Annotated in this window: 8 protein-coding genes; all 8 read right to left on the minus strand. The window is 59.6% G+C overall.

The window, feature by feature from the left end:
• Nucleotides 1–875 precede the first annotated feature (875 nt).
• The 8 genes from ACWJKU_RS00815 to ACWJKU_RS00850 all read right to left on the minus strand — a co-directional run bounded on the left by ACWJKU_RS00815 (nt 876) and on the right by ACWJKU_RS00850 (nt 12,867).
• Nucleotides 876–2,351 carry a RimK family protein gene (locus ACWJKU_RS00815; RefSeq protein WP_454145114.1) on the minus strand — a complete coding sequence of 492 codons (1,476 nt, stop codon included), beginning with the start codon at nt 2,349–2,351 and terminating at the stop codon, nt 876–878.
• 1 nt (nt 2,352) lies between these two features.
• Entirely contained in the window at nt 2,353–3,462 is a 1,110-nt protein-coding gene (locus tag ACWJKU_RS00820; protein ID WP_454145116.1) for a peptidase C39 family protein, read from the minus strand.
• A 119-nt stretch (nt 3,463–3,581) separates the two neighbouring features.
• Nucleotides 3,582–4,754, minus strand: coding sequence for a methionine adenosyltransferase (gene metK, locus ACWJKU_RS00825; RefSeq protein WP_454145118.1), 1,173 nt, complete (start codon nt 4,752–4,754; stop codon nt 3,582–3,584).
• Nucleotides 4,755–4,759: 5 nt separating this feature from the next.
• Complete coding sequence (locus ACWJKU_RS00830; RefSeq protein ID WP_454145120.1) at nt 4,760–7,888, minus strand: cation-translocating P-type ATPase; 3,129 nt, start codon at nt 7,886–7,888, stop codon at nt 4,760–4,762.
• Nucleotides 7,889–7,977: 89 nt separating this feature from the next.
• On the minus strand, nt 7,978–9,294 hold the full coding sequence (gene guaD, locus ACWJKU_RS00835; RefSeq protein WP_454145122.1) for a guanine deaminase: 1,317 nt from the start codon (nt 9,292–9,294) through the stop codon (nt 7,978–7,980).
• A 26-nt stretch (nt 9,295–9,320) separates the two neighbouring features.
• On the minus strand, nt 9,321–10,133 hold the full coding sequence (locus tag ACWJKU_RS00840) for a TIGR01458 family HAD-type hydrolase (protein ID WP_454145124.1): 813 nt from the start codon (nt 10,131–10,133) through the stop codon (nt 9,321–9,323).
• 98 nt (nt 10,134–10,231) lie between these two features.
• Nucleotides 10,232–11,104, minus strand: a complete 873-nt coding sequence (locus ACWJKU_RS00845) for an HDOD domain-containing protein (protein ID WP_454145126.1) — start codon at nt 11,102–11,104, stop codon at nt 10,232–10,234.
• A gap of 260 nt (nt 11,105–11,364) precedes the next feature.
• Entirely contained in the window at nt 11,365–12,867 is a 1,503-nt protein-coding gene (locus ACWJKU_RS00850) for a diguanylate cyclase domain-containing protein (RefSeq protein ID WP_454145128.1), read from the minus strand.
• Nucleotides 12,868–12,873 lie beyond the last annotated feature (6 nt).

Here is a 12,873-nt window from a genome sequence, read left to right on the forward strand (position 1 = left end):
CTGTTCCTATCCCGGTTAACGGACCTTGGCAGGAATTCTCCTTTACGGGAGTAGGCGTGCCTGCTGCGGGGTGCCGACCGGCCGACCCGGGTGGCACACCATGCGTGCCGAGCGTAGCCGGCAACTCGGTGTTTGTAGGGCCGCCGGCCTGGACGTTCAATTTGCCACAGAACGGCTTTTTGGCCGTGACGGATGCGTTTCTTTATGGCGATTCGTTTAACATCTTTGACTTTGGCGCTTTGATAGGGGCTACGCCAGTGGTCGCAGTAGGGGGTACTTGTGGAAGCAACCCGGATATCTGCTCAGTAGACCCGCTGAGCAGTCATACGACGCTGGCTTTGGCGCCCGGAGCACATGCGATCACGATCGTCCCGACAGCCAGTCCTTTCGGCGGGGGCGCCGCCTACTTCCGTGTTGTTCCTGAGCCCGAATCACTAGCCCTGGTCGCCATTGGCTTGCTGAGCGCCGGAGTGGTTAGAAGGGCGAAAACCGCCTAACACATAGCCTTGGTAAACCGAAAACCCCGCTTCGGCGGGGTCTTTCGTTTGTGGTTCGTTACAGTTGCCGACCGGCACCTAAAGATCGTCGGTCAAGCCATCCACCGCTTTTTGTCACTCTCGCAGTGTTCGGCTCATCTCGCGCAACATTCGTCATGCCTCTTCTTGGTAGGCGTTGCGCGATACTCCGGCTTTAGGGGCGACCGTCTTTGGCCCCGTAGACCTCTCCCACGGTCGCCATCGCCGGATCAACTTCGCTTGCCGTTTTATAAAATCACGATTTCAGTGGAACCTGGGCATATTGAAAGTCGGGGATGAATCCCCGCACCAGATCCAACTCCTCTCCGTTCCAACACGCCCTGATCGGACAGTATTGGTTTAGCGCTGCTGTCGTCGAGCATCCAGGCGCCGGACGAATTCCGCGATGATAAGTCGATACAGGTTGTCGCCGAGAACGAAATCCTCGATGCCCGAGTCGATGTTCGGATTGTCGTTTATCTCGATGACATAGACGCCGTTCTCGGTTTGCTTGAGGTCGACCCCGTAAAGACCGTCTCCGATCAGTTTGGCGATTGCCAGAGCGGTATCGACGACGGCGCTCGGCGTTTCTTCGATGGGTAAGGTCCTGAAGTTTCCCTCCACGGCTTTTCCTGAGGCTCGGTGCCTGACGATCTGCCAATGGGCGCGCGACATATAGTATTGGCAGGCGAACAGCGGCTGCCGATTTAGAATGCCGATTCGCCAGTCGAACTGCGTATAAACGAATTCTTGGGCAAGGATCAGATCCGATTCCTTGAAAAGTTTCTCCGTAAGTATTTTGAATTCCCTTTCGTTATCCGCTTTAAAAACGCCGCGGGAAAAAGAGCCGTCCGGGATTTTCAGAACGACGGGAAAGCCGACGTTGCCGTCCACGGATTCAACATGCCCTTTTTGGAGAATGCTGCTTTTCGGCGTCGGAATGCGGTGCGCCGCCATCAGTTCGGCCAGATAGACCTTGTTGGCGCACTTGAGGATGGAGTCCGGATCGTCTATGACCGCCATGCCTTCGATCTGGGCCTTTCGCGCGAAGCGGTAGGTATAGTGATCGATGTTGGTGGTTTCGCGGATAAATAGCGCGTCGTATTCCGCCAATCGCTCGTAGTCTTTCTTCTCGATCAGTTCAACCTCGACCCCCTGTTTTTTGCCGGCTTTGATGAACTTTTGCAAGGCGCCGGCATTGGAAGGCGGCATGATTTCATGAGGGTTGCGCAACACGGCCAAATCGTAGCGAGACGTCGTTCTCGCGCGAGGCGTTCGCCACGGCTTGGCGAGATAACCGTTCAAGGCATCGATGAAGAGTTGGCGGTTCGGTTCGCTCATCGAGCCGGAGAGATGCATCGGCTTTACGGTATCGATGTGCCATTTGCCCTGGTAACGGAATTCGACTTTGAGCAGCGGGCATTGAAACAAATCGAAGATCTGGCGGGACAGATCCTGGAGATTCGGATCTTCGCTGCGGCCGAAAAAAATCGGTAACTCGAACGTTTGGCCGATTCTGCTTTCACGCTTCTTGAATCGTTTTTGGATAATGTCGCTAAGGTCCTCGACATTCAGCCCGTAAATGGCTTTGCTGCTAAGGCTGGTGAGAGTCCTTACCGTCGGAATGACCCGATGACTACGGGGTTCCGCCAGCAGCGAGCAAAAATATCCGGTACTCAGATAGCGATAACTGCGGCACAGGTTAATGACCCGGATATCCTTGGTTTTGAGGTACTCCGGCTTCGATAGGTAGTCGCTCGCGGCAACCACGGGAACGCGCGGATAATCCGGCTGCCAGTCCTTGAGACTCTCGACTACGATGATGTGGACCGACATGTCAGTGGCGCCGGCGCGATTTCGGCTTTCGAAGGATCAATACAGACTTCTGCCCGGTTTTTCCGTAACGGGCCATTCGTTGAAAATCGGTTTTGAGAATGGGCATGTTGATGCAGTCGGTGGGTGTTTTTCCCGCTGAATAATCGACATACGGATCGTGTACGTAGAAATAATGTTGATCGAAGCCCGTCACGACGATCCAATGGGGAAATTTTTCCTGATAAAGGCGATAAGAACTTATCAGTACGACCGGGATGCCGCCTTGTTCCATTTTTTCCTGCAATTCGTCGCCGTTGAGCGCCCCGTATACGATCTTTACCGGGAGCTTCGTCAGCTCGTCCAAAAAATCTTCCTGTACGACTTGCATGACCTCCCGTTTTTCCGGATCGCGCACCGAGGTGATGAACAAAGCGCCTTCGTCATTGACGTAAACTTCGACATCGAAGCCGCGGTGAAACGCCGAAAGCGCGAGGCCATAGGGGCCGCATCCGCCATGTCCGGAAGTCATGAAGACGGTGGTCGATTCGCGCCAGATCCTCAGCTCGAGCTTCCGGTGCAGATCGAGGTCGGATTGCAAGGATTTCATGGCCATCATCAGGGATGCGGGGCCACAGGTGAAATCAAGGGTTTGCTGATAGTAGGGCACCTTCGCGAGTTCCGGATTCAAATGAGGAGCCAGCATTTTTTCGAAACGCAAGGCGGAGGCGTGATCTTCGTAGTAGTCGGGTACGCTTTCCAGATAGCGGTAACAGAGATTCTCGAACAGTTTGATCGAAGGGGGGTTGTCGCGCCGAACTTCGAGCCGCAAGGTGATGCACTCCCGCTCCAGAGCCAGGTCCTCCGAAGCCTTCACCAGGGCTCGACCGATGCCCCGATTGCGATAAGGCAGGTCGACCGCGTAGGAATACAGCCGCGCCAACGAAGTGCCGGTATGGAACAGCACCATGGAATACCCGCGAATGACTCCGTCCCGTTCATCCACGAGGGTAGCCGCATTGGCCTTGGTGAGAAGATAGCGAAAGTTGCGGCGCGAAATGCGGTCCGTGTCGAAACACCGGTCTTCGATCTGCACGAGCGCGTCCAGATCGTCCAAGTTGGCTGTGCGAATCATGAGCCGTTGCGGGAATGCTTGTCGGAAAAAAATGTCGGGACAATCGTATTTCGACATCTTACCGGAAAAATGGCGGTCGCTAGGATCGGGGTATGGAAACGAACCTTGCGGGCTCGCGATCAGCGCAGCCGATTCTTCATATCGGTCCGCTCCCAGGGCAGTTCGGTGAACGAAGCGCCAATGTGTCCGTGTGCCGGCAGCTTCCGATAAAACGTGCCTTTGTATTGCGACGGCAGGTCGCGCAGCCCGAAGTTCCGAATGATCGCTCCCAGGCGGAAGTCGATGCATTCTTCGAGTCTTTTCTTGATGGCGTTTTCGTCGATGTTGCCGGTGCCGAAGGTGGATACTTGAATACTTACCGGCCTCGCCTGGCCGATGCTGTAGCTCAACTGGACCTCGCATTCTTCAGCGAGCTCGGCGGCTACCACGTTTTTGGCGGCGTAGCGCGCGACATAAGCGCCCACCCGGTCGATGCGGCAGGGATCCTTGCCGGATAAGGCCGAGCCCGAATGCCGCGCATAACCTCCGTAGGTATCGCTCGCGGTCTTTCGTCCGGTCATGCCCGAATGGGCCGCGGGACCGCTCTTCGGGAAAATGCCTCGCGGATTGATGAAGATGTCCGTCTCATCGTCCGGGCGGATTGCTTCGTTCTCAAAGGCCGGCCCGACAACGTGCCGGAGAAGATCGGCGCGGAATTGGGCGGGTTCGATCCGATTTCTTCCTTGAGGGTTGGCAATCAAGGTGACGCTCTGAATCCGCCTGGGTTTTCCGTTCTCGAATTCCACCCCGACCTGGGTGGTGCAATCGGGAGATAAATAGGAAACGGTTTTGTTTTCGCGCGCCACGGTCAGTTGACGGGCCAGCCGATTAGCCACGGTAATGGGAAACGGCATCAGGTCGGTCGTTTGATTACAGGCAAAGCCGAACTGCGTGATTTGATTGAGAACGGGGATTCGGTCGAGTTCCCGTTCGTCCCATTCATACCGATGATCGAGAGGCTGCGCCATGAGGCTGGTGACCACCGTACACTCGGCGGCATTGAAATCTTCTTCGCGATAACCGACCGCACCCACGATCTGTCGCGCCAGATCCGGAATGTCTACCGTCGCTTTCGATGCGAAGCGGGCGGCGACGAATACGATTTCTTTCGACAACGCGCACTCGGTCACGATGTGAGAGTAAGGGTCCTGCTGAAGGAACCGATCGACGATGGCGTCGCTGATCGTGTCGCACAGCCGGTCGGGGTGACCTTCTGCCACCGACTCGGACGTAAACAAGAAGCTCTTTTTCATGATCGTCACTCCTTCCGGGGCGAGCCGGCTTGAAGCCGCTTGATCGCTTCGTTGGCCAAAAAAGGCGCCGACGCGCCGGCTGCAATCGCGAGCCAGTCCAGGGCGCCGATCGGAGACAGTCGAAGCAACTTGCGGAGGGGCGGTAAAAAAGCCGCGCCGATTTGAAGGGAGACCGAACCGAGCAAAGCGGCATTCAAGAATCGGTTGGGCGGCCGGTTGCGGTCGAATATGCTGGTGCGCTCGGAGCGGCAGCTGATGGCGTGAAGCAACTGACCGAGCGTGAGCGTCATGAAGGCGTTGGTGCCCGCCTCGGGGCCCGGTCCGTAGCGCGCCAGACTATATCCGTAAATGCTCATGGCGCCGCCGGAGAGCAGCAGCGATTCGCGCATCAATCGGACAGCATCGGCGCGGCGTATGATGGCCTCGGCCGGATTCCGGGGCGGTTGCTTCAACACGTCCTGCTCGGGCGGTTCGAGCGCCAAACCGAGGCCGGGCAGGATGTCTGTCAACAAGTTGATCCACAGCAGTTGAAAGGGATTCAGCACTTCGCCCGCCCCCACAGCCGTGCCGACCAGCATGACCTCGATTTCGCTCAAATTGCTCGAGAGCAGGAAACGCAGGCTTTTTCGGATATTCGCATAAATCGTCCGGCCTTGCTCCACCGCGGCGATCATGGTGTGCAGGTTGTCGTCCTCCAAAACGATATCGGCGACGGAGCGCGCCACCTCGGCGCCGCGCCCGCCGAGCGCCACGCCCACGTCGGCCGCCTTTAAAGCCGGACCGTCATTGACGCCGTCGCCGGTCATCGCCACCACGTATCCGGCTTTTTGCAGCGCCTGGACGATACGGAGCTTGTGCGCCGGGCTGACCCGTGCGAATACCGTCGTATCGTTGACGATACCCGCGAGCAGTTCCGGGGCGAGCTTTTCGAGGTTGGCGGAATCGACGATTTCGAGCGGCTTGTTGCCGTTCAGTCCCAGGCGCTTTCCGACCGAAAAGGCGGTGGCGCTCTGGTCGCCGGTAATCATCACCGTCTTGATTTCGGCCTCGTGGAACTTCGCCATGAGCTCGGCCATTCCGTCGCGGACCGTGTCTTCCATGCCGATCAGTCCCAGCCAGGTCAAATTCCGGGTAGCGGTTGCGGTATCGTCGGCGTGCCCGAAGGCGACGCCCAGAATCCGCAGCGACCGGCCGGCCATGCGTTCGTTCTGCGTCATGATCGCCGTGCGCTGCGGCTCGTCGAGCTCGATGCACTCGCCCTTGCGGAGCCGCCGCGTGCACAAACCGAGCACGTCCGCCGGGCTGCCCTTGACCGCAATCAGGGGCTTTCCGCCGCGGTTATGATGGACGGTGATCATGTACGGACGGTCTTCCGCCCGATATACGGTCTTGATCAGCGGATGCCGCGTCCGCGCCGCTTTTACGTCTGCGCCAGCCTCCAGGGCGATCTCGACCAGGGCCGACTCGGTGGGCGAACCTTCGAGCCGTAGCTTGTCCCCATTCTCTACCAGCTTGACTTCGCTGCACAGGCTGGCGGTTTCGAGCAGGCGTCCGAGATCGTCCTGCCCGGCCAGATCGAACGGTTCGCCATTCATGGACAACGTGCCGTTCGTGCGCGTGACGGAACACTCGGGCATTTCGATGCTGACGGCGCGCATCCGGTTTTCCGTGAGCGTGCCGGTTTTATCCAGGCAGAGCGTCTGCACCGAACCGAGACTCTCTACGGCAGGCAGTTGGCGGATGAGCACGTGGCGCTGCTGCATTCGCCGGATGCCCAGCGCCAGAGTGGTGGTCGCCACCGCCGGCAAGCCTTCCGGAACTGCCGCGACGGCCAGGGAAATGGCGGATTTCAGCATTTGCAGCCAGCCGAAACCGCGCAACAGGCCGAGGCCGAACATCGCGGCGCAGATGCCGCCCGAGAACAGCGCGAGCTGCGCGCCCATCCGGTCCAGTTGACGCTGCATCGGCGTTTGCGGCGGTTTGACCTCTCCCACCAAGGATTGAATCAGGCCGATTTCGGTGTCGCGCCCGGTCGATACCGTCACGGCCAACCCGCTGCCGCCGGTCACGACGGTGCCGCGGTGAACCATGTTTTTACGGTCGGCCGGAGGAGCGTCCGCAGCCGCCAGGTAATCATGACGCTTGCCGACCGGGAGGCTTTCTCCGGTCAGCGCCGATTCGTCGACGGTCAGTCGGGTGCTGGCGATCAGACGTGCGTCGGCCGCTATGAAGGAGCCGGGTTGCAGCACCAGGATGTCGCCGGGAACGATGTGCTCGACCGCCGTTTCCGTTTTGTCGGCGCCGCGAATGACGAGCGCTCGCGCCGGCGCCAGCTTGCCCAGCGAAGCGATGGTTTTTTCCGCTTCGCTCTCGGTGAAATAACCGATTCCGGCATTAATCAAGACGACGCTCAGAATGGCCAATGCATCCGCGATGCCGCCGGTGGCTACCGAAATCGCCGCCGATAAGCCGAGCAGCGCGACCGGCGGGCTGGCGAATTGATCGGCGAACATCGCCAAGGCCGAGCGCGGTTTTTGTACGCTCAGGGCATTGGGTCCGTGGCGCAGCAGACGCGCGGCCGCAAGCTCGGCGGTCAGGCCGTCTCGTCCGGAGCCCACGGCTCTGAGAACCGCTTCGGCGTCGATTGCATGCCAGAGCGGCCTGCGCCGGGTTTGCCCGCTTTCGAGATTCGGATTTTCGACCGCTTGGAGCGGCGGTCTCCGGGAGCTTGTCTTTAGGTCTTTCCAAAAAACGATGTTGGACGCGCGGGTGCCTTTTTTCGCCCATTTCCGCTCGTTTGTTTTGGAATTGCCGGCAGCGGCGGCGGGTTTTCGGTGCGTTCGGGCGCAAAGCTCGAGCTCGTCGACGATGCGGGCGATCGGTTGGCCGGGTTCGAACCGGACCAAGGCGCTGCCGGTCAGCGGATTGGCGCTGACCGACTCGAGTCGCCGGCATCGATCCGGAAGCGCCTCGAGCGCGCGCTTCATGTGTTCCGAGCGATGCAGCCCGCGGACCTTGACCCGGATTCGGCCGGGAGTGCCATGATGGATCAGCGTGATCAGGATGGGTCCGCTCGCGCTGGATTTGGAAGAAAAATTCCGGAGGAGGGCGCTTTGATCGGGCGTACGGTTCATCGGAAAACTCGTTCCGCGACGGCGGATATCGGGCATTTGCCGAGATAAAAAGTCGCTGTCCTTGTGCGTCGTCGATCCTGCAAATCGGGTTACTCGAACGGTTTGGAGGGGGCGCGGGTCGCCGCTGTCCGCCCGTGGACGCAAGTGGCGCCGATGTGCCGCTCGTCCGCGAGATGCAACAGGCAAAAGAGCCGTTCCGCCGCATTTTCGCACCGACTTAACCGGGCGGCGAGGTATTCGTCCTCCTCATGGCGCAGCACGAAAAAATCGGCGCTTTTGCCGGGTTCGAAGTTTCCCGTCTCATGCTCGAGTCCGAGCGCTTTTGCGCCGCCCAAGGTGGCGAGATAAAGTAGCTGCCCGGCATTCAAGGTAAGACCCTGCAATTGCTGCACTTTATAAGTTTCGGAGAGTTCCCGCCACACGGAGAACTGCGTACCGGCGCCGATATCCGTGCCCAATGCCACCGGAATGCCGTGTCGTAAGTGCCGCCGTAGCGGAAACAATCCGCTTCCGAGATAGGCATTGCTGGTGGGGCAGTGGCACACGGCGCAGGACGCCTCGGCCATCCGGTGCATCTCCGCTTCCGTGGTGTGGATGCTGTGCGCCAGAACCGTGCGCTCCGTGATGAGCCCGAAGCTGTCGTAAACGTCCAGATAGTGCCGATTTTGAGGAAATGCCGCTCGCACCGCGTCGATTTCTCGGCGGGTTTCATTGATATGGGTTTGCAGATAGCTTTCGGGATGGCTCCTCAACAGCGCACTGCACAGCTCCAGCAACTCGGGCGAGCAGGACAGCGCGAAGCGCGGCGTGACGGCGTAGTGAAGTAGAGGGTCGTTCCGGCACAGCCCGACGAGTTTTTCGACCGAATCGGCGGACTGTTCGGCCGTTCGGAGCAGTGCGGGCGGCGCGTTCCGGTCCATCAGCGTCATCCCGGCGATCAGGCGAATGCCGGATTGCCGGGCCGCATCGAACAGTGCGACGTTCGCGCCGTAGAACTGCGAGCCGAACACCAGGGCCGTGGTCGTTCCGCAGGCCAGCAGGCGTTCGACGAATCGCTCGGCCGCCGGTCCGGCGAAGCGCTCGTCGGCGAAAAGCGCCTCGGCCGGATAGACGGTGTTGTTCAGCCAGTCCAGCAAATCTTTTCCGAAGCCCGCCGTCGCATAGAATTGCGGAAAGTGCAGGTGCGCGTCGATCAGGCCGGGGATGAGCCAGGCACTGCCGTGGTCGACGATTGCGCTCTCCGGGCATGCGGCGAACACGGAACCGTGCTCGCCGGCCAGGACGATCCGGCCCGAGCGGTCTATCGCCAGTGCGCCGCGCTCGATGATTTCCAAAGCGTCGTCTTCGGCAAACGGGTCGCCGCGCAGATGGGCGATGGTGCCGGTGTGCAGGGTGATGGAAGGCATGGCTGAAGTATCGGCTGTCCCGGTCATCATGTCGCTCGGAGGCCCAGCAGCGCCGGCAGCGCGTTCACGGAATCGATGATTTTGTCGGGCCGGATCGACGAGGCGCTCACATAACTTTCCCGATATTTGCCGGTTTTGACCAGGATGCCGGTCAGGCCGGCCTTTTGGCCGCCGCCGATGTCGGAGTCGATGTCGTCGCCGACGATGGCCGCCTCGCGTGCGGTCAATCCCATGTCCTGTAGCGCGATCCGGAAGAAATCCGGAGATGGTTTTCCCATCACCGTGGCCTGGATGCCGCTGCAATATTCCAGCGCCGCGACGAATCCGCCGATATCCATTCTAAGCCCCGCTTCGGTTTGCCAGAACCGGTTCTTGTGAACGGCGATGAGCTTGGCGCCCTGCATCAGCCGATTGAACGCCCGGTTGAGAATGCGATAAGACCAGTTTTCGCCGATATCGCCAATGACGATATATTCGGCTTCGTCGATGTCCGCCTCGGCGATATCGGCGAAGTCGCGCTTTACGTCTTCGGCCAGCAGCAGGGCGCACGGCGGACCGCCGCATCGTTTCAGATAACGCAAAACCGCCTGCGGCGCGCTCAGGATTTCGGCGCGATCGATGTCGAAGCCGAGTTGCCGCAATTTGCCGTGCAGCGAAGCCAGCGACTGCGTGCTGGTGTTGGTTATGACGCGAATCGGATAGCCTTCGGCGCGAATGCGCCTGACCGTCTCCGGTGCGCCTTCGATGGTGCGCGACCCGACGCAAAGCACGCCGTCCAGGTCGAGCAGTATGCCTTTGATGTTTTGCATCGGATGTGGCGAGCGCGGTTCGGTGGTCATCGGAATGCCGGAAAAACGGGCCGCAGCGGCTTTATGGTCGGGGATTTCAGGCCGTTCCGCCAGCGCGCCGCCGCAGCGGAGCGCCGTCTCCGGGGCGGTCAGTGAATGACGGCGAAACTCGGCTTGATGATTTCGAAAACCTCGAAGGATTGAATCCAGGCATCTTGAATGATCCTTGGAATCGCGTCCAGAGGAAGTCCGAGCAGATCCCAGGCGCCTTTGTCGAATCCCGTCCTGTCGCCGTCCACCCTATCGTCCGGGTTGACGCTGGGTTCGATGCTGGTCGCCAGAGCACTGGCTACATGGATGAGCGCGGTATTTCTCCGGTGATTCGCCGGCGCTTCCTTGGGCGCCAAATAATAGGCTACGGCTATTTGCAGGCGTTCCGGCACTTTCCAGCTTTTCAGCAGTTCGGCTCCGAGTTCGGCGTGAGTGAAACCGAAAATCCGTTGCTCCGCTGCGTTGATGGCGTCTTCGCCGCGCTCGCCGGCTTCCAGGACGTGACGGTATTGATCCGGCCGGCAGGAATAAAAGACCAGGCGGCCCACCTTGTGGAGCAGGCCGGCCACGAACAGGGGTTCGTTTTCGAAGATCCGGCAGCGAAAGGCCAGTGAGCGCGTGATGACGCCGCAAGCGATGCTGTTGAGCCAGAAACGTTCCATATCCACCCGTTGCGGCGGAATGCCCCTGAACGTGCTCGCTACGGACGTTGCCAGCACCAGATCCCGGAGGGCCGCCCGGCCGAGCAACGGGATCGCCTGGGAAACTGTTTCGACCTTGTACGGCGAACCGGTAAATGCGCTGTTCGCCAATTTCAGCAGCCTCGCGGTCAAGGCCGGATCGTTGACGATGACTTCGCCGATCGCGCCATTGGTCGCGTCGGGAGATTCCAGGAGCTGTGTGAGTCTCTGCGTCACTTCGGGCAGGGACACGAGCGTTTGCACTTCTTTAGCGAGCGATCGAGCGGTCATCGATCTAACCTGTCGGGAATGGTTTGGACGCCGGTGCGCCATTATTGTTGTTTTTCTCGTCCGATCGGCGACATTCTTCGGATCAAGCTCTCGCGCACGGAGCGTCTGACCCGTCTGGCGGACCGGCGATGTAGGTAAAGTGTAGTCGCCAAGCGAAAATCGTGCCGCGCGACAGGATGAACGGAAGGCATTGGCTTGTCGGGGACGCGGCGGCGATTCGCGGCCGGCCGCCGGAGTGACGTCGATTCGGGGGCGCGATCTCAAAAAGTCTTGTAAAGCTTTGTTACCGAACCGCGCAGCGGTGCGCCCTCTCGCTTGAGATGGTAGCGGTTCTTGCCGGTTCGTTTGGCGTGATACATGGATTCGTCGGCCGCTTTGACCAGGCCATGCTTGTCGCTGCCGTGAGTGGGAAAAATCGCGATGCCGATGCTCGAGGAGATGGTGATCGCCGCGTCGTCCGCATCTATCGGGCAGGCCACGGCGGCCAGGATTTTTTGCGCGACGACGCAGGCTTCCTCGGCTCCGGAAATTCCCGGAAGCAGCACTAAAAATTCATCGCCGCCGATCCGGGCGACGGTGTCGCTTTCGCGCAGGGACTGCGAGATTCGGAGCGCGGTTTGCTGGAGGACGAGGTCTCCCGTATCGTGCCCGAGGGTATCGTTAATTTCCTTGAAAGAATCGAGGTCGATGAATAGAACGGCGAACTGCTGCCCATATCGGGCGGCGAAAGACAAGGTCCGATCGATCCGGTCGTTGAACAGAATCCTGTTCGGGAGATTCGTAAGGGCGTCGTAATGCGCCAGGTAATAAATCTGTTCCTCGGCCGTCTTGCGCGAGGTGATGTCGAGGCCGACGCCGAGAATGCAATCGTTCTGCCCCAGCTTGGCTTTCGTGCCGGTAAAGAAAAACGGGATTCGCTGCCGGTCCTTGGTCAGGAAATAGGATTCGGCGAGGGGCCGGCCGGTGGCGAGCGCCTCGATGAGGTTCTGCCCGACGAAAGCGTGTTTATCGTCTTCGGGAATGAAATCCAGCGGGTGCGCACGTTCCAGTTCTCCCGCCGAATAGCCGGATATGGCCTCGAAGTTGGCATTCCAGCGAAGAAACCGGCCGTCCTTGTCCGCCAGATAGAAGATGCCGGGCAAGCTCTTTATCAAATCATCGGCGAATTTGACTTCGTTCCGAAGCGCATTTTCGGTATTTCTCTGCTCCGTGATATCGGTGAGGCACCACACGAGCTTGTCGTCGTCGATCATCCTGACACTCACGGCGGCCGCCAGAAGGCTTCCGTCCTTGCGCCTCAGCGTCAGCGCGCTCCGCGCTATACCGCCGGACGTCAGGGCTTCCAAGCGTAGCTGCTGGGCGGAACAGTCCTCTGCGATCACGGTTTCGATGTCGATCTGGCCCGAATCTCCGAAGGCATGGCCCAATAAATCGCACGCGGCGCGGTTGGCATACACGCAATGGCCGTTTGCCAGTCCCGTCACGCAGATGGCGGTAGGCGACTGTTCCAGAATCGTGCCGAGGTTTCCGCGGAAATCGGTGGGAGTCTTTTTCGTTTGAAAAACGTGCTTGGCAAGAAATGCAAACAGTGCAAGGATCGAGAACGGGCCTGCCATGCCCAGGAGCCAGTAACCCGAGAAATTTCCTGCGTTGGGGCGTAAAAAGCCTTCACTCTCGATCGTCGAAAACGGGATGACGTCGAGGCCGAAAATGCCCAGCGCCAAAAGGATCCAGCTTGGTACGGGAGGTTGTAGTCCTTTCATCCCGGC

It is taken from the genome of Methylocaldum sp. MU1018 (genome assembly GCF_053646775.1).

What these genes read in the sequence shown, in the direction of transcription:
- ACWJKU_RS00815 (WP_454145114.1), bottom strand. Translation starts at nt 2,351, where the DNA reads ATGTCGGTCCACATCATCGTAGTCGAGAGTCTCAAGGACTGGCAGCCG.
- ACWJKU_RS00820 (WP_454145116.1), bottom strand. Translation starts at nt 3,462, where the DNA reads ATGATTCGCACAGCCAACTTGGACGATCTGGACGCGCTCGTGCAGATC.
- metK (WP_454145118.1), bottom strand. Translation starts at nt 4,754, where the DNA reads ATGAAAAAGAGCTTCTTGTTTACGTCCGAGTCGGTGGCAGAAGGTCAC.
- ACWJKU_RS00830 (WP_454145120.1), bottom strand. Translation starts at nt 7,888, where the DNA reads ATGAACCGTACGCCCGATCAAAGCGCCCTCCTCCGGAATTTTTCTTCC.
- guaD (WP_454145122.1), bottom strand. Translation starts at nt 9,294, where the DNA reads ATGCCTTCCATCACCCTGCACACCGGCACCATCGCCCATCTGCGCGGC.
- ACWJKU_RS00840 (WP_454145124.1), bottom strand. Translation starts at nt 10,133, where the DNA reads ATGACCACCGAACCGCGCTCGCCACATCCGATGCAAAACATCAAAGGC.
- ACWJKU_RS00845 (WP_454145126.1), bottom strand. Translation starts at nt 11,104, where the DNA reads ATGACCGCTCGATCGCTCGCTAAAGAAGTGCAAACGCTCGTGTCCCTG.
- ACWJKU_RS00850 (WP_454145128.1), bottom strand. Translation starts at nt 12,867, where the DNA reads ATGAAAGGACTACAACCTCCCGTACCAAGCTGGATCCTTTTGGCGCTG.